Below are 23,914 nucleotides of genomic sequence, written 5' to 3'. Positions count from 1 at the left end.
CGCGATGGCGGTATACCAGCCGACATCATCGTCACAGGCAGATCGCAATCGCGAGCAAGCTCACTCCTACAGGGATAGGTTCAGCCGGAACATTTCAACCGACCGTTTACCCTGTTTTCCTTAGTTGCTCTTCACCGCGTAGTCAGGCTTTTTGTCGTTGCCCGGAATGAACGGGCTCCACGGCTGGGCGCGAATCGGTTCTTTGGTCTGCCAGACCACGTTGAACTGACCGTCGGCCTTGATCTCGCCGATCATCACCGGCTTGTGCAGGTGGTGGTTGGTTTTGTCCATGGTCAGGGTGAAGCCCGACGGCGCGGCGAAGGTCTGGCCGGCCATGGCTTCGCGGACTTTATCCACGTCGGTGGACTTGGCTTTCTCCACCGCTTGCGCCCACATGTGGATACCCACGTACGTGGCTTCCATCGGGTCGTTGGTCACGGCCTTGTCGGCGTTCGGCAGGTTGTGCGCCTTGGCGTAGGCCTTCCAGTCGGCGACGAACTTGGTGTTGACCGGGTTCTTCACCGATTCGAAGTAGTTCCACGCGGCCAGGTTGCCCACCAGCGGCTTGGTGTCGACGCCGCGCAATTCTTCTTCGCCGACCGAGAACGCCACCACCGGTATGTCGGTGGCTTTCAGGCCCTGATTGCCCAGTTCCTTATAGAACGGCACGTTGGAGTCGCCGTTGACGGTGGAGATCACAGCGGTTTTGCCGCCTGCCGCGAACTTCTTGATGTTCGACACGATGGTTTGGTAATCGCTGTGACCGAACGGGGTGTAGACCTCTTCGATGTCCTTGTCCGCCACACCTTTGGAGTGCAGGAACGAGCGCAGAATCTTGTTGGTGGTGCGCGGGTAGACGTAGTCGGTGCCCAAGAGGAAGAAGCGCTTGGCCGCGCCGCCGTCTTCGCTCATCAGGTATTCAACCGCAGGAATGGCCTGCTGGTTAGGCGCGGCACCGGTGTAGAACACGTTCGGCGACATCTCTTCGCCTTCGTACTGCACCGGGTAGAACAGCAAGCCGTTCAGCTCTTCGAAGACCGGCAACACCGACTTGCGCGACACCGAGGTCCAGCAACCGAACACCACGGCGACCTTGTCCTGGGTCAGCAACTGGCGACCTTTCTCCGCAAACAACGGCCAGTTCGACGCCGGGTCGACCACCACAGGCTCGAGCATCTTGCCGTTGACGCCGCCCTTGGCGTTGATTTCATCGATGGTCATCAGCGCCATGTCCTTGAGCGAGGTCTCGGAGATGGCCATGGTGCCGGACAAAGAATGCAGAATGCCGACCTTGATGGTCTCGGCCGCCTGAGCGGTCCAGGTCAAACCCATCGCTGCGATCGATGCAGACAAAGTGAACGCTTTCAGCAAACTACGACGCTTCATTGGCTAGCTCCATTCTTTGATTTTTTTAGATGACGGCTGTTGGCGGTGCAGAGTTGAGTCTGCTTAGGCTTTAGCAAACGCTGGGCCAAGGCCGCGCTCGTCGCAAAGTGGACTGAAAACGTCGCCTGCACGGGGCGCCCCGCACCAATGTGGATCGGTGCGAGTCAGGTGGTGCGTCAGGTGCGCCCAACTGGTGCGATCCCTTTGGAGCCGCAAGGCTGGGTGGTCTGACGCGATTGGCGAGAAGGGCTACCTCACAAAAAGCTCACGCTCGCCGGTGAACAGATCGAATGTTTCATACACCAGCCTGTCCGGCGCGGTGAAATAGGCGAACATTTCTCCGTTCACCTCTCTGAACGCCCGGAGTTGCAGGCGGGTGCCGGGCGGGATGGCGACGTGATCACCGAGAAAACCCGAGAACATGTTTTTCTTCGGCACCGACGGCGCGAAGATCAGAAACACCGGATGCGTATTGCTCGGCGCCGGGTCAGTCACGAAGCTGTCCAAGCTCCAGCGCACGGCATTGGTTCGGCTGATCGACGCCGATTGCACGCCCGCATCCACGAACACCGCACCGAGCTCGCGTCGCAATTGCTGCAGGCTCTCGTCTGTTACGTGCGCGGCGCGGAACGCATCGCCTTTCCATGAGCGCAGGCGGTGGAACTGGTTGAGGAATGCCTGCGTGCGGGGTGTTCGCGCGCCGCTTCTCAAGAGTCGGTTGATCTCGGCCGAGCCCCCTTCGATATAGTCGAGCAGTTCGGGGTAGAGCTCCGCTTTGGCGTGGTTCGCGAGGGCCAGGAAGCGCGGTTCATCAAGGGACGGTTCAGTGATGGAAATGCCTTCGATTGGAGTAGGCCATCCGTTGAGTAATCGGCTCAAGTCATGCCGGGCCTGTCGGTCGGCCTGTGGACTCAGGCGCACGACCGGTTGCGAGACCTTCTTCCAGCCCCCGGCGCTTGACCGGACGACATATTCATCCTCATGAATCAGTAGCGCCGGATTACGAGGATAGGGGCGATACAGGCGAGATCGTCCGAACAGGTTGAAGCGTCGACCCACGTAACCCGTTTCAGAGCCGAAGGTGATTTCGGTGAATTTGTTCGGGTCCAGCCGCGTGACCATGCCCGACTCCGCAAAGAAGGGCGCACCAGCGGGTGACAGCATATAGCCGATTTGCACCTGCCCATGGCGTCCGGTGCGGCGGACCAGATGCGGGCGTTTTATCATCGCCAGTTGAGGCCCCTTCAGCGCCGCGGCACTTGCCTGACCGATCCCGGCAGTCAGCAAATAACCGGCCGCGTCCATAAACTCTTGGGCTGCACCCTCCCAGTCGTCTTCATCCACTTTTTGAAAACCGCTCCAGGCGTTGTAAAGGCCCAGCCCCAGTGCGAGCGGAACCATGACCGGCGGGGGCAACAGCAGCAGTGCGATGCTCACGACCATGTCGAATACCTGCTTTCGGGAATTGCCACCACCAGGCTGGACCAACAGGGATTTCGCTTCTTCTTTCAGTTGGCGGATCCTGATCCTGAAATGCTCGTCAAACAGGTCGCCGGTCTGCGTCACGAAGACCACTGGCTTTATCAAATGGGACGGGGCGGGAAATGGACCTGGCAGCGACGTCAACGCGTCTGGAAAGCGCCAGTGCTTGAGCCACTCCTCATAATCGAGCATCACCCGGGCCAGGCGCCTGTCGGCCAATGGCATCAACCTCGCCACGTAGGATTTGTACACGTCTTGTTCCAGAAACGCCTGGGTGAGATGGAACATGCTGTCAAAGGTGCGGAACACCACGTTATCCGGCGCGTTAAGCGTGCAAAGGGTCAGAGGCCCCCTGTCGAATTTGCCGACCGGGGCAATCAGCATGATGTCCGGGATTTTTACCCCGCTGATCTGCAGTAATCGCACCTCGATCCTGACCCCGCCCACCCCCTGACGCCGCTGCGAATCGGGACCGTCCAGTACCGCTTTGATCCACGCCAGCCGGTTTTCAGGAAAGCCGTTCAGCTCACTCTCGATATACGCCATGCCCAGGCGCGCCAACAGCAACTCGCGGTGCTGGTGCTTCAACTGGTCAGCGAAATCAGAGTGGTCAAAGTGTTCGGCAAGGTAGTCATCCAGTCGCTTTGGCATGTCGATTCGCGCCAGCAGCTCGCGCGTGAATTCTGCGGAGAGACCCGGTACTTCTGCACCGTGCCCGTCTGCAGCCCGCAACTCGCTGGCATCCTGAGCGGTCACCCGCAGTGCGTTGTCGTGGGCCAGGGCGTGCAGTGAGAAGGTCTGCGAGTGAGTCTCGGTTTCCATCACGGTGATAGGGTAAAAGCGCACCGGGATGGGCTGGTGGAACATCGCCGTTACCAGAATCTGTCGGGGCGACAGTTGAATGTTTTTCTCCGCCAGTGCGGCGCTGACCGTCGCATCGGCGTAAGCCCTCAGGACGTGCAGGCTGTCAGCTTGTGGTGTGTTGAAGTGATCAAGGCTGATGCGCCGGATTGCGCGGATCGCCTGCGCGTACACCTTCGCGTGTCGCGCCCATTCGACGTGCTGATCTTCATTCATCCGTTGCCACCACTCAGGCATCTGCTCGCGCACCACATCGCAATCCAGCAGGCGCTCGATGCGGTGGTTATCGAACAGCTGTTCCGAGGCCATCAGCTCGAAAATCAGCCGCTGGAATGAGGGTTGATCCAGCCTGAGGGACTGGGCGATTTTCACCGCGTGATCAAAGTCGGCCTTCTGTTTGATGATCTGCAATGTCAGCAGCAGGCTCATGAAATTGTTGCCCAGCCTCTGCAAGCTCCAGCGCAGAGCGGGCTGCGCGTTTTCAACGCCGGGAAGCGCCAGTGCCACTACGTCATCGAGCGTGAGATGGCTCAGCAGCCGACCGCGTTGAGTGTCCTCGGCAAGGCGTCGGGTGAGAGTCTCGGTGAGCTGATGCAGTGAATCGAATCGCTCCAGGCTGTCGGCGGGGGTGTACAGAATGACCTCGCCCAGTGACGCGTCGTCGGTTGCCGGAACCTGATCGCTGCGTTGTTCGGTGATCACAAACGTGCCGGTCAGAGGAAACAGCGGACCGTCGCTCCTACCCAGCGACAAGCTGAACACATCGTATTTCTGCAACGGCTCGGGCGAGGTGTCGACGCCGTAATCCAGCGTGTCGTTAAGCATGCTGTGAAGATGCGGCTGAAACTGGCCGCGCTCGACACGCATCTGGCCTTCCAGCCTGAGCAGTTGAACCCGGTCGGCGAGAAAGTCATCGCGCCGGGTTTTGCCGGAAGGCTGAATCTCTGCCCAGTGATCCGAGAGCCGTTGCTTGTACCGCTCGGCCAGCGTTTGTGCGACGGAGGCGTACAAAGTGGCCAGCGCGTCGCGGTCCAGTCCGCCAAGGGAGGGCGTGTCAGCCGAAGGAAACTCTGTGGCGTAGAGCCCGGCAGACTCGACGTCCTGCCATTCAAAGAGCCCGGTGAAATGGGCTACCAGGCTGGCAAGCAGCGCGTAACTGCTGATGGTCGCCGTTGCGGCAGGTTGCGGGTTTCGCTCTCGGCAGACGAGCCGCGCACTGGCGCAATCAACCACAAGACCGGGATGGGACAGGCGAAGGCATTCGGCAAACGTCTGTTCAAGGGCCTGGGTGAAATCGGGCAGCTCGTAGCGTGTCAGCGCGGGGCTGTCAGCGATGGGTGTGGAGGTGGACGTAGTTGAGGGAGTGACGGTTGTGGGATTCATGGTGCCTGTTCATTGCATGGGGGATGATTCGCAGAACCGTTGGGTTCGGCAACTCATTGCATGGAGTCAGGGCTTGGGGCGTGCGTCTGTAGGCACTCTCTGGCCTGAGCGCGAAGGGAAAGCGACCAGGCAAGTAGGATTTTTCGGGGAAGAAAGGCAGCGCTCAGTGAGCAGATAAAACAGGTGCGGAGCCTGAAACCCGAAATGAGGAGGAATTCATCACTAAACCACCCAAAAGAGGTTCCAGGCCCCGCGAGACGCAATCTAAGCTGTTGTCGCCATTTTGGCAAAGCGCGAACGCACTATTCGATCGAGCAGCCACACCGCCAGCATCGAAACGCCCACCAGTGGGAAGGCCACGCCCAGCACGATCATCACTGCCGTCGCAGTTTTCCAGCGCGGCAAGTCATGGCGCAAAGGCGGAACGCCAAAGCCGTTCTGCGGGCGACGCTTCCACCAGATCACGATTCCGCTCACCGAACTCAGCAGCACCATCAGGCAGATGAACAGAATCAGCAGCTGGTTCACCCAGCCGTACATCTTGCCTTCGTGCAGCATCACGCCCAGTTCAGTGGCCTTGGACACCGTGCTGTAATCGCTGTAACGCACATCCGCCAGCACCTTGCCGCTGTACTGATCGACGTGCAGCGTGGCGTCATTTCGCGGGTCGTCGGCGAATACGGAAACGGTGAATACGCCGTCAGCCGTTTTCGGTTGGGTGATGCTGTAGCCCGGCTCGATATGGTGCGCCTTGGCAATGTCCACCACTTGCTGAAGGGAGATGCCCGGCGCTGCGGGAGCGCTGGACATGTGCATGTGATTCATGTGCTCGGCGTGATCCCCGGACGACACCGGCATCGGCGTGTTTTCCATGGCCCACGGCACGGTCTGTATGCTCGCGCTGTTCAAGGCGCCCGCTTGCTTATCCGACTTGGGTACGTCATTCCACATGGCCGCCGGAAAAGTGTTCCACACGTCGGCGTAGACCTTTCCCCACATGCCGGTCCAAGTCATGCCGCTCAGCAGCATGAACAGCAGCGCCACCGAACCCCAGAATCCGGTCACCGCGTGCAGGTCGCGCCAGAGAATGCGACCACGCGCGGTGAGGCGAGGCCAGAGCACGCCGGCCGGTGATCGCCCTCGTGGCCACCACAGATACACACCTGAAACCACCAGCACGATGCCCCAGCCAGCGGCCAGTTCCACCAGCCGGTCACCGACGGTGCCAATCATCAGTTCGCCGTGCAGTTCGCGCGCGATGGCTTGCAGGTTTTGCTTTGCGTCCTGGGTACCGAGCACCGTGCCGCTGTACGGATCGATGAACACGTTCACGTCGCGGCCGTCGTTTTTGACCACGAACTGCGCGCTGCCCTCGGCGTTCAGCGGCGGCAGGTACTTGCTCACTTGCGCCTGTGGATAAGCCGTCAGCACGCGGCTTTGCAGGTCATCGGCACTGAGTGAGTGGTGCGCGGGTTTGACTGTCAGCAGGTCGCTGTACATCAGCGTGTCGAGCTGAGGCTTGAACAGGTAAATGATCCCGGTGACCGCCAGCAGGATCATGAACGGCGCGACGAACAGGCCGGCATAGAAATGCCATCGCCATGCCAGGTTGTAGAAAGACACATTCGGTTTGGACATGGTGCAACGCTCCCGTCAGGGAAAACACGGCGCAACCCGCTGGCGGCCGGGAAGCCGTCAGCGGGTACGAATCAATTTGTGGTGTTCAGGCGACTGACGAGAGGGGTGGCGCGCGACTGCGAGCGTTGGGGAAGACGTTGCGCTGGGCGTGGCCGTGTTGCGGGGCCTCGTTGTAGAAGTCCGCGGGCTTAGGCGGGATCGGCGCCAATACGGCCACGGTTTTGGTCAGCGCCGGGCAACTGAACAGCAGCGTGCAATAGCCGCACTTGGCCCAGATGACGTGATCGACGCCGGCGCTTTGCTCGGCCTTGGCGTGACTACTGTGTTCGCCTGCGCCCATGTCCATGGACATGTCCATCGACGCCGACATGTCCATCTCGCCATGCATCGACATGGAAGTCGGCGCGGGCATCGCCATGCCGCTGTGATGCTCCATCGGCATGGATTGCGAGATCAGCGGACCGATGAAGATCATCAGCATGGCGAACAGGCTCAGCCAGGCGCCCTGCGGATGACGAGGGGCGGTGGCGGATCTGGCGCGGGTCGCGGGCAGGCGGTTCAAGTGGAGTGGTGTCGGTATTCAGCGGGTCAGTGGGCGTGGGCCGGAGCGGCAGCAACCGGTGGTTGTTTCAGTACCACGACGTCAACGGTCAGGTCGCCCGCTTTTTGAAAGTGCAGGGTCAGCGGGAAGGTCTGGCCGTCGATGAGTCGGGTGCGGTCTTTCAGATCCAGCAGCATGACGTGATAGGCCATGGGGGCGAATGTCACGGTGCCACCGGCAGGGATATTCACCGTCTCGACGTGCTGCATCTTCATCAGGCCGTCCTGGCTCACGTGTTGATGCAACTGGGCGGCACCGGCGATGGGGCTGTCGACCGCTTCCAGTCTGTCGGCGTCAGGTCCCTTGTTGGTGATCACAAAATACGCAGCGACGGTGGGCGCGTTGGTCGGCAGCGCCATGGACCATGGCTGCGCGACGGTCAGTTGCCCCTTGGTGTAATCCTGGGCTTCAACGAAACCGGCTGGCAGCGCGAGGGCGATCAGCAGGAGGATTTTGTTCAGCATCTACGCAGGTCTCCGGTTCATTCAGGTACGCGACGGCACGATCGGGACATCAGACCTTGGGCGATGCGTGAGGATTACGGTCAGGCCAGTGCTGACGTGGTGCCGCGCGCAGCACCAGCACCGCGACAGGGAAACGCACCGGCTCGACCAGGGCGAACAGTCCGAAACCGATGCGGGTCGGCACTGCAACCAGTGGCGTGGCGTGTGTGCAGCAGGCGCAGTGCTGCATGAAGGCGATGTCGGGGTGATAGGGTGATTGTCTGTCGATGACTTCAACGGGCGTCATGGCCAGTCGTGACGCGGCGCCAGTGCAGGCGCTCCCCCAGACCAGCCGCTCACCCTCGGGGCGCGGCATGGTCGGTGTCATCGGCATTGCCAGTACGCCGAACAGCAACGCGAAACAGGCCACCCAGGCAAAGGCCCGGCGCCGCTTCTGCGTGATGATTTGATCTTGTTGTTTTTTCATGTCGGCCATTTAGCCTGATCGGCCGCCAGATGTAAAAAGCCCGCCCGCGACGTTATGTCGCGCGGCGGGTTTGGTTCAGTCAGGGTTCAGCAGGGGTTCAGGCGGTGGAGGCGTGGAGTTTCAGGCCAAGGGCTTTGATGACTTTCATGATGGTGGCGAATTCGGGGTTGCCGTTTGTGCTCAGCGCTTTGTACAGGCTCTCTCTACCCAGCCCAGTATCACGTGCGATCTGAGACATGCCATAAGCCCGCGCGATGTTGCCCAGAGCTTTGCGTATGAGCACACCATCGCCATGGTCTTCTTCAAGGCACGCGTCCAGATAGCCTGCCATGTCTTCGGGTGTTTCCAGATATTCCGCTGCGTCGAACGGTTTGAATTCTTCTTTCATCATTGTTCCCTCGCCGTGAAGCGTTCCGCACAAAACACAAGGGAAGGTATCCCGGAGGATACATTTCCGATGTCAGGCGAGTCAGACGGTGGAAGTCAGACCGATCCGCAAACCCGGACGATTTTCACGGCATCTTTGGCATGCGTCAGCCAACGTCCCGCAACGCATCCAGCACCTCACCCACACTCCAGAACGCCTGGTCCGCCTCCGGCAACACCGGCCGCTTCAACACCAACACCGGCATCCCGCGTTCTCTCGCCACTTCCAGCTTCGGCTCGGTCGCGGTGCTGCCGCTGTTCTTGCTGATGAGGACGTCGATGTTGCGAGTCTCGAACAGCTCGCGCTCGTCCTCCAGGCGGAAAGGCCCGCGGGCGCCGATCACTTCACAGCGTTCGTTGCCGGGGTAGATGTCCAGGGCGCGCAGCGTCCAGAACTGATGGGCTGGAATCTCGTGCAGATGCTGCAAAGGCTCGCGGCCCAGGGTGAACAGGGGGCGTTGAAAGGGGGCGAGGGCGGCAATCAGTTCTGCCCAGTCCGCGACTTCGCGCCAGTCATCGTCTGGCCCCGGCTGCCACGCGGGTCGACGCAATGCCCAGCAGGGGACACCGGTCAGCTTTGCCGCCATGACAGCGTTCTGGCTCATCTGCGCAGCGTAAGGGTGCGTCGCATCCAGGATCAGATCGATGCCAGTTTGCTGTACGAAATTTGCCAAACCGTCAACACCGCCGAACCCGCCTACACGGACTTCACAGCGCAAGTCGGTGGGCACGCGACCCACGCCCGCCAGGCTGTAAATATGTTGAGGCCCCAGCGTGCGGGCGATCGCGAGCGCGTCGGTCACGCCGCCGAGCAACAGCACGCGTTTAATGGCTACCTTTTTCAAACGAAGCCCCCCGCATGCCCGACAATCCCGCCTTGCCGGTCGATGGCAAAAACCTCGACCTGAACCTGCGCCGGCACCACGCTGCGGGCGAAATTCAGCGCGTGCTGACACACCGCATCACCCAGCGCGATGCCGAAGGCGGAGGCCATGGCCAGCGCTTGCTGACTGGTGTTGGCCTCGCGAATGTTCTGTTGCAGCTCGGCATCGGCGCCCACATCGGCCGCCCATCGCGCAAGTTGATGCAGATCGATGCTGGAGTGCCGGCTGTGAAGGTCCATGTGGCCGGCCGCCAGTTTGCTGATCTTGCCGAAGCCGCCGCAGACACTGAGCCGCTCCACCGGAGTTTTGCGCAGGTGCTTGAGGACGGCGCCAACAAAGTCGCCCATCTCGATCAGCGCGATGTCGGGGATCTGATACATCCGACGCATCGTGTCTTCGCTGGCGTTGCCGGTGCAGGCGGCGATGTGCTGGTAACCGTTGGTGCGCGCGACGTCGATGCCTTGGTGGATCGACGCGATGTACGCCGCGCAGGAGAAGGGCCGAACGATGCCGCTGGTGCCCAGAATCGACAGCCCGCCAAGAATCCCCAGTCGCGGGTTCATGGTTTTCAACGCCAGTTCGCTGCCGTTTTCGACGCAGACCGTCACTTCAAACCCGCCGCCATAGCCGACCTCATGGGCCAGTTGCGTGAGGTGTTCGGCCATCATCCTGCGCGGCACCGGATTAATCGCCGGCTCGCCGACCCCCAGCACCAGGCCCGGGCGTGTAACGGTGCCGACCCCTTCGCCCGCGACAAAACGCACGCCCGGCTCAGGGATCAGCCTGACCTGAGCAGACACCAGCGCGCCATGGGTAACGTCCGGATCGTCCCCGGCATCCTTGAGCGTGCCGGCCTCGGCGCCGCCCGCAATCAGGCGGCAGAATTCCAGGCGCATCTGCACGCACTTGCCTTTGGGCAGCGTGATTTCGATCGCATCGTTGGTTTCGCCGGCCAGCAACAGGCGCGCAGCAGCGAGGGACGTCGCCGTGGCGCAACTGCCGGTGGTCAAGCCGCAGCGCAATGGCGCGGGTTGTTCGGCGGTTTCGTCGCGCATCAGGGTTTGATCGCTTCGAGCAGGGTGATCGGCAGCGCCTGACGCCAGGTGTCGAACTCGCCCAGCGGTTTGGCGTGGGCCAGATGAATGCGGGTCAGTTCACCGCCGTATTGCTCGCGCCAGTTCACCAGCACCGCCTCGCTTTGCAGCGTGACGGCATTGGCGACCAGCCGACCGCCCGAGCGCAGGTTTTGCCAGCACGCGTGCAGCACACCTTCACGCGTCACGCCGCCGCCGATAAAGATGGCGTCCGGTTGCTCAAGGCCTTCAAGGGCATCGGGCGCACGTCCGCGAGTCAGTTGCAGGCCGGGCACGCCCAGCGCATCCCGGTTGAATTCGATCAAGTGTTGCCGTCCCTCATCAGCCTCGACAGCGATGGCGCGGCAGGTCGGGTGCGCGCGCATCCACTCGATGCCGATGGAGCCGCAGCCCGCGCCCACGTCCCACAGCAATTCACCAGGAACGGGCGCGAGACGGGCCAGAGTAATCGCGCGCACGTCTCGCTTGGTCAGCTGGCCGTCGTGTCGAAACGCTTCGTCCGGCAGACCGCCCAGCGGCGAGAGGCGCAATGTATCAGGCTGTGCGCGGCACTCGATGGCGACCAGATTCAGCGCCGCGATGTCGGTGGCGTTCCACCCACCCGCAGTGCCCTCGATCTGTCGCTCGGCGCTGCCGCCCAGGTGTTCGAGGACGATCATGGGACTTGGACCAAAACCGCGTTCCTTGAGCTGCGCCGCGATGGCCGCCGGGCTCGAACCGTCGTTGCTCAGCACCAGCAGGCGCAGCCCATGCTGCAAGTGGGCGTTCAGCGCGGCGATCGGGCGGGCGACCACCGACAGCGTCACCACGTCCTGCAACGCCCAACCCAGGCGCGCCGCTGCCAGGGAATAAGACGACGGCGCGGGAATCACCCGCATCTCATCGAAGGGGACGAGTTTGGACAGGCTTGCGCCGACGCCGAACAACATGGGATCGCCGCTGGCCAGCACGCAGACCGGGGCGCCGTGTTGTTCCAGCACCGGGCTCAGGGAAAACGGGCTCGGCCACTGGCGCTGCTCCGCCTGTATGCACGGCGGCAACAAGGCAAGCTGCCGCGCGCCGCCGAACACCTGCCGCGCCTGCAACAGCGCGTGCCGAGCGTTTCGGCCCAGGCCTTTATAGCCGTCCTCACCGATTCCCACGACTGTCAGCCACGGCGACATGAATTGCCCTCAACCCGATTGCGTGCAACAGGCCCGCCTGCTCGGCCTGTAAAAGTGGCCGGCATGATACCGCGCCGACGGGCCCGGTTCGTACGGGTTTGTGAATCCGACAGAGCGTCTTTTCATGGCAACGGCCAAAGCAGGCATAATACGGCCCCTGTAACTTTTCGTTTCTCTACGCGTCCGCCCGTTCGCACCAGGTGATCCTTTGACCGAGCCGTTGTCTGCTCGCCCATCCGCTACGCCCATTCGCCCCTCGGCCTGTCCGGGGTTGCTGCGTATCGTCCCGGCGCTGGATGGCGGCATCTGCCGGATCAAGCTGCCGGGCGGGGTGCTTTCAGCGGAACAGGCGTTGGCCGTGGCAGACGCCGCCGAGGGGTTCGCAGGTGGCGTGATCGAGGCGACCAATCGCGGCAATCTGCAGATTCGCGGCATCGGCGCCGACCACGACGGCCTGATTGCCAGCCTGCTCGATGCCGGTCTGGGGCCGAGCAATCCCGCCAGTGACGACGTGCGCAACCTGATGCTCAGCCCAACCGCAGGCATTGATCCGCAGCAGCTGCTAGACGTGCGTCCGTTGGCCGGGCAGATTCTGCATTCCCTTGAGCACCACCCGCGTTTCTATGAGCTGTCGCCCAAGTTCGCGCTGTCGCTGGACGGCGGCGAGGGGTTGGCGATGCTCGAGCATCCCCATGACCTCTGGCTGTCCCCGTTGCAGGTCGATGGCCAGACGCTGCTGGGATTTGGATTCGCGGGTTGCCCGGCCACCGATTCGCCGGTGGCCGCAGTGGCGCCGGACGCAGCGCACGCATTGGTGGTCGCGGTGCTGGAAACCTTTCTGAATCTCGCTCGCCCCGAACATGCCCGCATGCGTGATCTGCTGAAAGAAGTGCCCGTTGCGCGACTCATCGAACACGTCGCCGCGCGTTTGCCGCAGCGACTGGTGATTGATCAAAAAGTAACCGATTGGCGGCGTTCGCCTACCCGGTCTTTCGCGCACATCGGCACGTATTCCCAGGCAACAGTCGGCATCATGGCCGTGGGCGCAGGCGTGCCGTTGGGTCGTTTGCGACCGTCCATGTTGCGCGAAGCCGCCCGACTGGCGATCGCGTTCGGCGACGGTCAGTTGTGCATGACCCCTTGGCAAAGCCTCATGCTGCGCAATGTCCCGGCAGGCCATTCGGTGACCGTGATGGAAGGCTTGAGCCAAGCGGGTTTGCTCGTCGATGCCGCTCAGTCGCTGTCGAAAATCGTCGCCTGCACCGGCTCCGCTGCCTGCGCGAAAGGGCTGGCGGACACCAAGGCCGATGCCCTGCATCTCGCCGCACTGCTGCAAGAAAACGCCATCAGCCGCGCAGTGCATCTGTCCGGCTGCGCGCGTTCATGCGCCGCTGCGCACGTGATGCCGGTGACCTTGCTGGCAGCGTCGCCCGGTCGGTACGACCTTTATTTTCGTCATGCAGAAATGTCCGGATTCGGCGATCTGCATGCACGTGACCTCACTATTGAAGCAGTCGGCGCGTTGTTGACCGCCGACTCACGGAGCAACACCGATGATTGATTACATCCGCGACGGCCAGGAGATCTACCGTAACTCCTTCGCGATCATTCGTGCCGAAGCCCGGCTCGATTCCATCCCGGCCGACCTGGAAAAACTCGCCGTTCGGGTGATTCACGCCTGCGGCATGGTCGATGCGGTCGAGGGCCTGCGCTTCTCCCCCGGTGCGGGCACAGCCGGCCGCCGCGCACTGGCGGCCGGGGCGCCGATTCTGTGTGACGCGCACATGGTCGCCGAAGGGGTCACGCGCACGCGCCTGCCCGCCAACAATCAAGTGATCTGCACCCTGAAAAACGAACGCGTGCCCGAGATGGCCCGTGAGCTGGGGAACACCCGCTCGGCGGCGGCGCTGGAGCTGTGGCGGCCGCACCTGGAAGGGGCGGTCGTGGTGATCGGCAACGCGCCGACTGCGCTCTTCTATCTGCTGGAAATGCTTGATGCCGGCGCGCCCAAGCCTGCGCTGATCCTGGGTTTCCCGGTAGGTTTCGTCGGCGCCGCTGAATCCAAGGACATGCTCGCCGCCGACAGTCGCGGCGTGCCCTACGTGATCATGCAGGGTCGTCGTGGTGGCAGCGCCATGGCCGCCGCGGCAGTCAACTCACTCGCCACGGAGATCGAATGATGGCACCACGGGGTCGTCTGATTGGCCTGGGCGTGGGGCCGGGTGATCCGGAACTCATCACCGTCAAGGCGCTGCGCCTGCTGCGCGAATCGCCCGTGGTCGCGTACTTCGTCGCCAAGGGCAAGAAGGGCAATGCGTTCGGCATCATCGAAGGCCATTTGCAGCAGGCCCAGACGCTGATGCCGCTGGTGTACCCGGTGACCACCGAGGCGTTGCCCGTTCACATGTCTTACGAGCAAGTGATCAGCGATTTCTACGACCGCTGCAGCGCTGATCTGGCGGCGCATCTGGACGCTGGACGCGACGTGGCGGTGATCTGCGAAGGCGACCCGATGTTCTACGGGTCCTACATGTACCTGCACGATCGTCTGGCCGATCACTACGACGCCGAAGTCATCCCGGGCGTCTGTTCGATGCTCGGTGGCGCGTCGGTGCTGGGTGCGCCGCTGGTGTACCGCAATCAGAGCCTGTCGGTGCTGTCCGGCGTGTTGTCCGCCGAGGACCTCAAACGCAAGCTTGAGGACGCCGACGCTGCGGTGATCATGAAACTGGGGCGCAATCTGCCGAAAGTGCGCCAGGTGCTGGTTGAAACCGGGCTGGCCGAGCGCGCGCTGTACGTCGAGCGCGCGACCATGGCCAATCAGAAGATCGTGCCGCTGGCCGAGGTCGACCCGATGTCATCGCCGTATTTCTCGCTGATCATTGTCCCCGGTGAACGGTGGCAGGGCTGATGAGCACAACCCCTCTCAACGCCCCGGCCATCGTCATTCTGGGCAAAGGCGCGCTGGCCACGGCGCGACGCATTCAGCAGCTGTACCCCCAAGCGCTGATTTATGGGCTGGCCGGACGTGTCGAAGACGTCGACCGCCGCTATTCGGAATTTGGCGCGACGCTGCGCCAGCTGTATCAGCAAGACACGCCGATTATCGCGCTGTGCGCGGCGGGTATCGTCATCCGCACGCTGGCGCCGGTGTTACTGGAGAAGGGCGTCGAGCCGCCGGTGCTGGCCGGCGCCGAAGATGGCAGCGCAGTGGTGCCGCTGCTTGGCGGACTGGGCGGCGTCAATGTCATGGCCCGGGAAATCGCCGCCTCGCTGAACACCGCCGCCGCCATCACCACCAGCGGCGAACTGCGCTTCGGCACCTGTCTGCTCAACCCGCCGGCGGGTTACGCGTTGGGCGATCTTGAGCTGGGCAAGCGCTTCGTCAGCGATTTGCTGTCGGGCGAAAGCGTGCGCGTCGAGGGCGCGGCGCCGTGGCTGGCTCAGGCACAGTTGCCTGAAGATGACCAGGCGCAGTTGGCTATTCACGTCGGTTACGCCGAGCGCGAGCCCAGCGACCACGAACTGTTGATCTACCCGCGCAACGTGCTGGTGGCGGTGAGCGGTGATCTGGCAGATCCCGCCGATACCGTGAAGGCCGCGCTGCATGATTCGCGCATCGCCGTGCAGGCGCTGGGCTGTTTACTGGCCAGCAAAGCCGAGATGGCCAATCCGGCGCTGCACGCGGCTGCCGACGCACTGGGCGTACCGTTGCGTTTTACCACCGCCGGTACGCCCGCCGACATGACCCGGCAGGTCCTGCCGCAATTGTTGCCACCGTTGACCCCGGCGGCGGGCATCGCCATTGCCGTCGCGCCGCAGCCGTTGGAGGTTGAACAGATCGGCTGTGCACGAGGACGACTGGCGGTTATCGGGCTTGGCCCGGGCGCCACTGACTTCATGATTCCTGCTGTTAAAGCCGAGCTCGCACGCGCCAATGACGTGCTCGGCTACGAGACTTATGTACGCATGGCCGGGCCGTTCCGCGCCGACCAGGTGCTGCACTGCACCGACAACCGCGAAGAAATGCTGCGCGCTCGGCATGCATTCGAGCTGGCCGCTGAAGGCCGTTCGGTGGTGGTGGTTTCATCGGGTGACCCCGGCGTGTTCGCCATGGCCGCGGCGGTGCTGGAAGCGCTGCACGAATCGGATAATCCCGACTGGCACCGGGTTGATCTGCACATCCTTCCGGGGGTGTCTGCCTCGCTGGCGACGGCGGCGCTGGCGGGTGCGCCGTTAGGTCACGACTTCTGCGTCATGTCCCTGTCGGACAACCTCAAGCCATGGGAGATCATCGAGAAGCGCCTGGATCTGGCCTGTCAGGCCGATCTGGCGCTGGCGTTCTACAACCCGATCTCGCGCTCTCGCCCTTGGCAGCTGGGGCGGGCGCTTGAAATCGTGCGCCAGCATCGCAGCCCTGAGACGCCGGTGACGCTGGGGCGTGATGTGGGTCGGCCGGCGCAGACGTTGCGGGTCATTACGCTTGGCGAGCTGAGGCCGGAGCACGTCGACATGCGCACGATGGTGCTGGTGGGGTCGTCGTTGACCTGCGTGTTCCCGCGCACCAATGGTGAGTCGTGGGTCTACACGCCGCGCTGGTACGGTGCCAAGCCGACGTGAGCGACGGTTCGGTTTGCTCTGTGGGATTGGTCCGATAACTCGCGCAGGCCTGACGGCAACGCCATGACGAAACCGCTGCAGACGCCTGCGGAAATCCCGTTGGGCCGGCTCCGGGTTACGTCGTCTGGTTCCGCGCTGACTGAGCCCCAACCTCGAGAGCATCCGTATTTCTTGAGGTTCAGGGGCTTCATGTTTCCCTGAATTCAACGCTTTGCTGTAGGACATGCAGCGCACACACAGCGCGAGAGCTCTTTGCCACTGCGTTGCGACCCCAGAAAATTCCGTTAACCTCGGTTGTGTCCACGACGGACATTCCCACCAGTTAAAGGAATAACGAAATGACACATGAAGCAAGCCTGACCGACTCTGAACGCCGCGCCTATATCGCCGGTTGCCAACTGGCCGACTGTTCTCACTCGCTGATTGACCACGTTTCAAAGATGGATGTGCCGGCCCTGGACAATCCACCTCAGGGCGCTGTTGTCGGCAGCAATCTCCTCGCCTTTGCAGAAGGTGTTTCGCGACAGAACAAGCAAGACGTTATGGATTCCTTCTTGTTCGCGACGATGGTGGCTAACAAAGCGTTCAATCCAGAAACTCAGAGTCAGGAGTGGTACGGACGTTTTAACCGAGTGTTGTCAACCCAGGGCTGGTTTTCAACCAACTGGAATTACGCCCGTTATCGCTCCACCCACCAGCGTTTCAGCATGGAACAAGCGGGGCTTGAAATCCTGGGCTCCGCCATTGCTGCTGCGGCTCTGCCCGGACCCGCCAGTGCCGCAATGCTTAAAGTGGCTGGCGATGCCATCGCGGCACTTAGGGCTCAGGAAAAACCGCTGCGTTTGTTCGAACGTCAGACCAAGACTCATCGGGGTGCAAACTTCCGGGTCGGCGCATGTGCGGAGTCTGCTGAAGGAACCGTCACGATGGCGCTGGGCGCGGTCAACTTCTCCGCCAACTCGACCGTCACCGACGTGCTCTTCTGGACATGGAACAGCGCAGACGTTTCGACTTTCCGCGGCGAGGATATGCTGGTGTTCAACACCCGCGCCTATGCGCGGGTCCGCAACCAGGTTCAGGACCAATTGAGCAAGAGCGCTTCTTTGGCCATCTCGGAATTCGAGATCTGAACAAAAGGGAGGCGCCATGCGCCTCCTTTTCTCTGGAGATGTGCCATGCATCAGGGAATGATTGAAACCCGGATCAGCGCAGGGTGCTTATTGTTCATGCACCGTGACTGCACTGAAACCCAAAAGAGCGATATCGCTGACTGCGTGTTGTACACGCAACTGGCGGCCACAAAAAAACACGAACGGTTTGCCGCAACGCCTGCGTGGAACGAGACCTGGCTCGCGGCCTTCACGCGCTTTGGCGGGGTGCTGAAAGCCCATGAGGCAATCAGCTGCCCAGCTCTGGAGCTTGGTCCCGGCTCTGTGTGGGCATGGATGAAAATCAGACTACCGCTCTTCATGCCCAGCGATATGGTATTCGAGGGTGAATCCGCCGCCTGGCGCGCTCTATCCAGCCATCCCGCTCAGCCAGCCTTCGACCTGCTGGCCGCGCAGGTGCTTGAACCGATGACGACGGCGATTCCGGGGGAGATCCGCATCGAGCAGAAAGTGGCGATGCAAATCGCTTTCCTGGATGAAAACGCAGCGCTCTCGGTTGTCCTTGTCACCTTTACTCACCGCTTGCCGCTGAAAAATGACTTTCTTTTCGAGCCTCTGCTGCCCGCCGATATCATCGGCAATGTTGAGTTACGGTTCTACTCTCTTCGCCTGATGGATTTGGTCTACTCGCCGTTTCGGCAAAAGATCAGCCAGGCGCTGGAGGATCGTCGACCCCATCTGGTGTCTGCGCTGGAAGGAGCTGAAGCATGAGCGCCACAGGTGCGGTGGTCGGTAACGGTCTGGTGTCGCTGTCCACCGGCATCAATAAGCAGGACCGCGAGGATCTGTTTGACTGCTTGCTGCGAGCCGAGCGCGTGGCCGGTCAGGTCAGTCGGGATGAGCATTTCACCTACTGGGCGTACCGGTATGGCAAGGCACTGGAGCAACGAAGTTTCGTCAAGTTGAGTCCGATCATGCATGAACCCATGGTGATCCGGAGCGCGTCGGAGCTAGAGGAAATCAGCTTCCGTGTTATCGAATCACGCGGGTCCGCTCGGTTGGCGCGACAGGCGCAGGCGTCGCTTCAGGCCATGCAGATTCACCACTACGCGGAGCACTTTTTTGAAAGCATCAACGGGAACAGCGTCATCGCGGGTTTTCAGGTCATTCCGTGCGCAGTGGATACGACAGGCGCTGTGATGGTGCTGCTGTGCGGCATCCAGATGACAGGTCACGTCGAGACGCGGGATTTCGACTTCTGGTCTGACTCACGCAGTGAGCTGATGTTGCGCATCACGGGAGGGGCCTACCGTTTTGATCGTCGAGATTATGCGACGCATCGCGATGCCGTCGCCAGGGAGCTGGACGCCCATGGGTCGAGGGCCATTCAGACATTTGCGCTCTGAGCGCGCCTCAGGTCAGCAGGTAGCCCTTGATGCCCGTGAAGATGATCTGGGCCGCGAGTGCGCACACAAACAAGCCCATGAGGCGGCTGACAATCTGTAGCCCCTGATCCCCCAGAATTCGCTCGATGCTGTTGGACAGATAAAGGATCACGCCCACCGTCAGGCTGGCCAGCGCGATGCTGACGATGGCAGTGAGTTTGTCATCCCAATGGGGCTGGCTGATCCCCATGACCAGCAGTGCGCCAATGGTGCCGGGGCCGACGGTGATGGGGATGGTCAGCGGCACGATGGCGACGTCCTGCTGAACGTTGTCGGTCTGCACGCCGGATTTACCCTGGGCCATGGCCAGGGCTGAGATGAACAGCACGCTGCCGGCGCCGATTCTGAAGGCGTCGGCGGTGATGCCGAAGACCCCGAAAATCACCCGCCCGAACAGGTACAGCAAGACGCTGGACACCAGGGTCGCCAAGGCGATCTTCCAGGCCAGCTGCCGGCGTTCCTTGCGCGAATAACCGCGGCTCAGGGAAATGAAACAGGACAGGACGAAGAACGGGCTATAGAGCACCAGCATCTTCAGGTAAACGCTGAACAGCACGTGAAGCATGGTTTGAGCTCATGGCAGCAGACTGGGACGGCGCCAAGTCTATCAGCCCGTCACGGACACTTGGCGGTCAGTTTTGCTCGTAGCGGTCTTCGCCACGGGTGGCGCGCGTCGCCTCATCCCGGGCACGCTGTTCCACCCAGTATTCGACCAGCTCGCGTAACTGCGACAGCTCCACCGGTTTGGACATGTGGCCGTCCATCCCGGACTGGCGCGCGCGATCCTTGTGCTCCGCAAGGATGTGCGCGGTCAACGCCACCACAGGGGTGCGAATGCGCTGGTTGCCGGTTTCCCAGGCGCGGAACTGCTGTGTGGCCGAGAACCCGTCAAGGATCGGCATTTCGCAATCCATCAGCACCAGGTCATAGCGCTGGGTCTTCATCGCCAGCAGCGCCTCTTCGCCATTGCTGGCGGTGTCCGGCTGCAGGTTGAGCTTGCCGAGCATGCCGCGAATGACCTTGGTGGAAATGCTGTTGTCTTCGGCGACCAGAATGCGGAAATCGCTGGGCACATCGATGTCGCTGATCAGCCCCGGCACCGCAGGGAAGGGCGCGTTACCTTTGTTGCGCTGATTGAGCTCGTCCGCCAGCGTGGTCTTCAGCGTGTACCCGGCGACCGGTTTGGCGAGGATGCGTTTGACCCCGGCATTGCGCGCGATGACCTTGCTCGGCGCGTTGCTGATACCCGTGAGCATGATCAACAGAATGTCGTGGTTCAGGCTCGGGTCTTCCTTGATCTTGGCGGCCAGTTGCATGCCGGTCATGCCGGGCATGTTCTGATCGAGCAAGACGATATCGAAGTAGTCGCGCAGGTGAGCCTTGGTGCGCAGCAGCGCCAGTGCTTCCTTGCCCGATGGCACGGCGCTGACGTTCAGCCCCCACGCGCTGCACTGCTGGACCAGTACCTTGCGGCAGGTGTCGTTGTCATCGACCACCAGAACCCGCGCACCTTTGAGCGGGCTGTCCAGATCAGCGGGCGGCTGCTCCAGTCGTTCTGCATCAAGGGGCAGACTCATCCACAGCGTGCTGCCCTGATTGGTGCCGCTCTGGATGCCGAACTCACCGTTCATCAACAGGATCAGCTGTCGGGCAATGACCAGCCCCAAGTGACCGCCGACCTTGCTGGCAGCCAGGAAGTTCTTGCTATGCAGCTCGGCGTGCAGCAGTGCGTCGCGTTCCTTGGCCGTCAGCGGCGTGCCGCTGTCCTGCACCGCGATGCGCAGCCGTGGCTTGCCGCCGCGGGAGTCGAGGGCGACGACCAACAGGATCTCGCCCTCGTCGGTCTTCTTTAAGGCGTTCTCCAGCAGACTGAGCAGCGTCTGCCGCAGGCGTGTCGGGTCACCGCTGATGACGCGCGGCACCTGGGGCTGAATGAAGCTGATCAGCTCGACACTTTGCTGCTCGGCCTTGGCGCGGAAGATACTCAGGCAGTCCTCGATCATCGCGTTGAGGTCAAACTGAACGTCATCCAGCTCGATCTGCCCTGACTCCAGTTTGGTGATGTCGAGGATTTCGTTGATCAGGGTGAGCAGTTCGTTGCCGGCGCTGTGAATGGTCTGCACGTAATCGCGCTGTTTGACCGACAGCGGCGTGCCCAGCAGCAACTCGGTCATCCCCAGCACGCCGTTCATGGGGGTGCGAATCTCGTGACTGATCTTCGCCAGAAACTCGGCCTTGGCGTTGATTTCTGCCGTGCTGGCCGCCAGTTCGCGGCTGATGCTGAAATTGTCTTCGGTGATGCTGCGATGACGTTCGCTGAGGGCAATGCTCATCAGCAGGCCGCACAGGCAGAACACCGCCAACACCCCGATGATCAGCGTCTGCGCGGGAAAGCTTGTCAGCCAGAGCATGGCCGGCAGCACCACGAGGTTGCCGAGATTGAACGCGATCATGGCGATCACAAACGGTCGGGCAGGGGAGTAACCCTTCTGCAGGTGGTAGATCGACACCAGGGTGATGCTGACCGTGGTCAATGCCACCAGCAGGAACGTCATGATGTTCAGTGGCAGCGTTTCAACGAACAGCACCAGCAGAGCGCCAAAGCCGACCACCAGCAGCACGCCCATCAGCAGCCGGTTGAGCATCTCGACCCCGCGCTGAATGAAGAAACAGTACGTGTACATCAGGCCTGTCGCGGCGGCGAGCAGCAGAGCCAGGTGAGCGCTCGGCGTCTGCGCCAGATGCCAGCGCGGCAGCCATGGCGCCTGAAGGTTGAGCAGCAGTAAGGCGCTCAGCCCCAGAAACGCCTCGCAGGCTGCCAGCCACAAGCTACTGACCGAGCGGGACTGGGCGAAGCGCGTGAGGTTCTGCACGATCAGCATGGCCAGCGAACCGAAGAACAGGCCGAGCAGCAGAGGGCGGCGCTCGTCTGCGGCACTGGTGACGGCGGACTGCAGAGTGATGTTCGGGCGCAGTTCCTGTTCGGATTTGAGGCGCAAATACAGGTCGAGGGGCTTGTCGCTCTGGGGCACCGGCAGCAGGAAGTCCAGTGACGGCAGGGGTTGGGCTGCGCGCGGCACCCGGTTACCGGAGCGCGAATGATCGATCAGGCTGTCGCCGTCGAGCACGTACATGTCGACCGTCGCCAGGTCGGGCGCGAAGATCCGCACCAGTTGCTCATGGGTGGTCGGGGGCAGGCGGTAGTGCAGCCACAATGCGGCGTCGCGGCTGGTCGCGCGCACTTGATCGAGTTCGACCGGGCTGAACTGGGATTCGTAGTGGGGGGAGCGGACGTCGCTAAGGTTCAGGTTCGCCTGGTCGTCGACAAGGGTTGACCAGCCTGCACTGACCTCGGCGGCGGCGGAGGATATACAGAGCAGGGTCAGCAATGTGACGGTCAAACGAGTGGCAATCCTGAGCCAGCGCACGGCGAAATCCCTTCGTGAATGAAGCCTGTTTAACTCTGGGGCACCGGATGAACGATCAGCGACTCAACGAGGAGTCGCTGATCGGGCCGAGGCTCACGCCAGATCTTCGCCGCGTTCCCGGGCAATGGCGCGGTAGCCAATGTCCTTGCGGTAGAAACAACCGTTCCAGTCAATCTTTGCCGCCAGTTCGTACGCTTGTTTCTGCGCATCGCCAACGGTGTCGCCCAGGGCCGTCGCGCACAGCACGCGACCGCCGGAGGTCACGATACGGCCATCCTGCAACGCGGTGCCAGCGTGGAACACTTTGCCCGGCAATGCGGCCGCAGCGTCCAGCCCGTGAATCTCGTCGCCCTTGGCGTAATCGGCCGGGTAACCGCCGGCTGCCAGTACGATTCCCAGACTCGGACGCGGATCCCACTGAGCATCCACTGTATCCAGCGTTTGCGCCAGAGCGGCTTCGACCAGCGATACCAGGCTCGACTGCAGACGCAGCATGACCGGCTGGGTTTCCGGATCACCAAAGCGGCAGTTGAACTCGATGACTTTCGGATTGCCGACCTTGTCGATCATCAGACCAGCATAGAGGAAACCGGTGTAAATGTTGCCCTCGGCAGCCATGCCCCTGACGGTCGGCCATATGACCTGATCCATCACGCGCTGGTGAACCTCGGCGGTGACCACAGGGGCCGGGGAATATGCGCCCATGCCACCCGTGTTCGGGCCGCTGTCGCCGTCGCCGACGCGTTTGTGGTCCTGGCTGGTGGCCATGGGCAGCACGTTCTTGCCGTCGACCATGACGATGAAGCTGGCCTCTTCGCCATCGAGGAATTCCTCGATCACCACGCGTGAACCTGCGTCGCCGAAGGCATTACCGGCCAGCATGTCGCGCACGGCGTCTTCTGCTTCCGCAAGGGTCATCGCGACGATCACGCCTTTGCCCGCTGCCAGGCCGTCGGCCTTGATGACGATCGGTGCGCCTTTCTCTTGCAGGTACGCCAGTGCCGGTTCGATCTCGGTGAAGTTCTGGTAATCGGCGGAGGGAATAGCGTGGCGCGCCAGGAAATCCTTGGTGAAGGCCTTGGAGCCTTCCAGCTGCGCGGCGCCCTTGGTCGGGCCGAAGCAGTTCAGGCCACGGGCGCGGAACAGGTCGACAACACCGGCCACCAGCGGCACTTCCGGGCCGACGATGGTCAGCGCGACGTTCTTCTCGGCGAAGTCGGCGAGTTGCTCGAGCGCCAATACGTCGATGGCAACGTTTTCGCACTTGGCTTCAGTGGCAGTACCCGCATTGCCCGGTGCGACGAAGACTTTCTCGACACGAGCGTCCTGCGCGACCTTCCAGGCCAGAGCGTGTTCACGGCCACCGCTGCCAATGATCAAAACATTCATTTCCAAAACCTCAATAACGACAACGCGTAAAAATCCGAAGGCAAACAGTGTGGAACGCCGAACGCAGACTGTGGG

Annotated in this window: 20 protein-coding genes; 7 read left to right on the top strand and 13 right to left on the bottom strand. The window is 62.0% G+C overall.

Annotation, left to right across the window (positions count from 1 at the left end; genetic code table 11):
- Nucleotides 1-120: 120 nt before the first annotated feature.
- The 10 genes from urtA to cbiE all read right to left on the bottom strand — a co-directional run bounded on the left by urtA (nucleotide 121) and on the right by cbiE (nucleotide 11,848).
- A complete protein-coding gene (gene urtA, locus QMX88_RS15555) occupies nucleotides 121-1,386 on the bottom strand; it encodes an urea ABC transporter substrate-binding protein (RefSeq protein WP_282370813.1) in 1,266 nt (421 codons plus the stop codon).
- Nucleotides 1,387-1,635: 249 nt separating this feature from the next.
- Nucleotides 1,636-5,112 carry a dermonecrotic toxin domain-containing protein gene (locus tag QMX88_RS15550; RefSeq protein ID WP_282370811.1) on the bottom strand — a complete coding sequence of 1,159 codons (3,477 nt, stop codon included), beginning with the start codon at nucleotides 5,110-5,112 and terminating at the stop codon, nucleotides 1,636-1,638.
- A 264-nt stretch (nucleotides 5,113-5,376) separates the two neighbouring features.
- Nucleotides 5,377-6,750, bottom strand: coding sequence for a PepSY-associated TM helix domain-containing protein (locus tag QMX88_RS15545; RefSeq protein ID WP_282370809.1), 1,374 nt, complete (start codon nucleotides 6,748-6,750; stop codon nucleotides 5,377-5,379).
- Nucleotides 6,751-6,835: 85 nt separating this feature from the next.
- Nucleotides 6,836-7,303, bottom strand: coding sequence for a DUF2946 domain-containing protein (locus tag QMX88_RS15540; RefSeq protein ID WP_192173476.1), 468 nt, complete (start codon nucleotides 7,301-7,303; stop codon nucleotides 6,836-6,838).
- Nucleotides 7,304-7,338: 35 nt separating this feature from the next.
- On the bottom strand, nucleotides 7,339-7,815 hold the full coding sequence (locus QMX88_RS15535; protein ID WP_282370807.1) for a copper chaperone PCu(A)C: 477 nt from the start codon (nucleotides 7,813-7,815) through the stop codon (nucleotides 7,339-7,341).
- 49 nt (nucleotides 7,816-7,864) lie between these two features.
- A complete protein-coding gene (locus QMX88_RS15530; RefSeq protein ID WP_282370805.1) occupies nucleotides 7,865-8,281 on the bottom strand; it encodes a DUF2946 domain-containing protein in 417 nt (138 codons plus the stop codon).
- A 97-nt stretch (nucleotides 8,282-8,378) separates the two neighbouring features.
- The gene (locus QMX88_RS15525) at nucleotides 8,379-8,669 is read right to left on the bottom strand and encodes an addiction module antidote protein (protein WP_192173449.1); all 291 of its coding nucleotides are present in this window, start codon (nucleotides 8,667-8,669) and stop codon (nucleotides 8,379-8,381) included.
- A gap of 145 nt (nucleotides 8,670-8,814) precedes the next feature.
- Nucleotides 8,815-9,537, bottom strand: coding sequence for a cobalt-precorrin-6A reductase (locus QMX88_RS15520; RefSeq protein WP_192173475.1), 723 nt, complete (start codon nucleotides 9,535-9,537; stop codon nucleotides 8,815-8,817).
- 11 nt (nucleotides 9,538-9,548) lie between these two features.
- Nucleotides 9,549-10,646, bottom strand: coding sequence for a cobalt-precorrin-5B (C(1))-methyltransferase (locus QMX88_RS15515; protein WP_282370803.1), 1,098 nt, complete (start codon nucleotides 10,644-10,646; stop codon nucleotides 9,549-9,551).
- Entirely contained in the window at nucleotides 10,646-11,848 is a 1,203-nt protein-coding gene (cbiE, locus tag QMX88_RS15510) for a precorrin-6y C5,15-methyltransferase (decarboxylating) subunit CbiE (protein ID WP_282370801.1), read from the bottom strand. Before cbiE ends, QMX88_RS15515 begins: the two co-directional genes overlap by 1 nt.
- Before the next feature lie 208 nt (nucleotides 11,849-12,056).
- Between cbiE and cobG the strand changes: the two genes are divergently transcribed.
- The 7 genes from cobG to QMX88_RS15475 all read left to right on the top strand — a co-directional run bounded on the left by cobG (nucleotide 12,057) and on the right by QMX88_RS15475 (nucleotide 18,983).
- Entirely contained in the window at nucleotides 12,057-13,409 is a 1,353-nt protein-coding gene (cobG, locus tag QMX88_RS15505; protein WP_282370799.1) for a precorrin-3B synthase, read from the top strand.
- Nucleotides 13,402-14,028: a precorrin-8X methylmutase gene (locus tag QMX88_RS15500; RefSeq protein WP_108119017.1), complete on the top strand. Its 627-nt coding sequence runs from the start codon at nucleotides 13,402-13,404 to the stop codon at nucleotides 14,026-14,028. Before cobG ends, QMX88_RS15500 begins: the two co-directional genes overlap by 8 nt.
- Complete coding sequence (locus QMX88_RS15495) at nucleotides 14,025-14,759, top strand: precorrin-2 C(20)-methyltransferase (protein WP_282370792.1); 735 nt, start codon at nucleotides 14,025-14,027, stop codon at nucleotides 14,757-14,759. The genes QMX88_RS15500 and QMX88_RS15495 overlap by 4 nt, the downstream gene beginning before the upstream one ends.
- Nucleotides 14,759-16,468 (top strand): precorrin-3B C(17)-methyltransferase, encoded by a 1,710-nt coding sequence (cobJ, locus tag QMX88_RS15490; RefSeq protein ID WP_282370790.1) that lies wholly within the window; start codon nucleotides 14,759-14,761, stop codon nucleotides 16,466-16,468. The genes QMX88_RS15495 and cobJ overlap by 1 nt, the downstream gene beginning before the upstream one ends.
- A 338-nt stretch (nucleotides 16,469-16,806) precedes the next feature.
- Nucleotides 16,807-17,598, top strand: a complete 792-nt coding sequence (locus tag QMX88_RS15485; protein ID WP_282370788.1) for a hypothetical protein — start codon at nucleotides 16,807-16,809, stop codon at nucleotides 17,596-17,598.
- A gap of 45 nt (nucleotides 17,599-17,643) precedes the next feature.
- Nucleotides 17,644-18,348 carry a hypothetical protein gene (locus QMX88_RS15480; protein ID WP_282370786.1) on the top strand — a complete coding sequence of 235 codons (705 nt, stop codon included), beginning with the start codon at nucleotides 17,644-17,646 and terminating at the stop codon, nucleotides 18,346-18,348.
- Entirely contained in the window at nucleotides 18,345-18,983 is a 639-nt protein-coding gene (locus QMX88_RS15475) for a hypothetical protein (RefSeq protein ID WP_282370784.1), read from the top strand. Before QMX88_RS15480 ends, QMX88_RS15475 begins: the two co-directional genes overlap by 4 nt.
- Before the next feature lie 7 nt (nucleotides 18,984-18,990).
- Here QMX88_RS15475 and QMX88_RS15470 read toward each other — a convergent pair whose 3' ends face one another.
- The 3 genes from QMX88_RS15470 to purD all read right to left on the bottom strand — a co-directional run bounded on the left by QMX88_RS15470 (nucleotide 18,991) and on the right by purD (nucleotide 23,839).
- The gene (locus tag QMX88_RS15470; protein ID WP_192173441.1) at nucleotides 18,991-19,587 is read right to left on the bottom strand and encodes a MarC family protein; all 597 of its coding nucleotides are present in this window, start codon (nucleotides 19,585-19,587) and stop codon (nucleotides 18,991-18,993) included.
- Nucleotides 19,588-19,654: 67 nt separating this feature from the next.
- Entirely contained in the window at nucleotides 19,655-22,450 is a 2,796-nt protein-coding gene (locus QMX88_RS15465; RefSeq protein WP_282370782.1) for a hybrid sensor histidine kinase/response regulator, read from the bottom strand.
- A 93-nt stretch (nucleotides 22,451-22,543) separates the two neighbouring features.
- A complete protein-coding gene (purD, locus tag QMX88_RS15460) occupies nucleotides 22,544-23,839 on the bottom strand; it encodes a phosphoribosylamine--glycine ligase (protein WP_282370780.1) in 1,296 nt (431 codons plus the stop codon).
- Nucleotides 23,840-23,914: the final 75 nt, after the last annotated feature.

Source organism: Pseudomonas sp. PS02290 (assembly GCF_029960075.1).
Taxonomy (GTDB): Bacteria; Pseudomonadota; Gammaproteobacteria; order Pseudomonadales; family Pseudomonadaceae; genus Aquipseudomonas.
The sequence above is the reverse complement of the archived record's forward strand: the minus strand, read 5'-3'. Positions and strand labels throughout refer to the sequence as shown.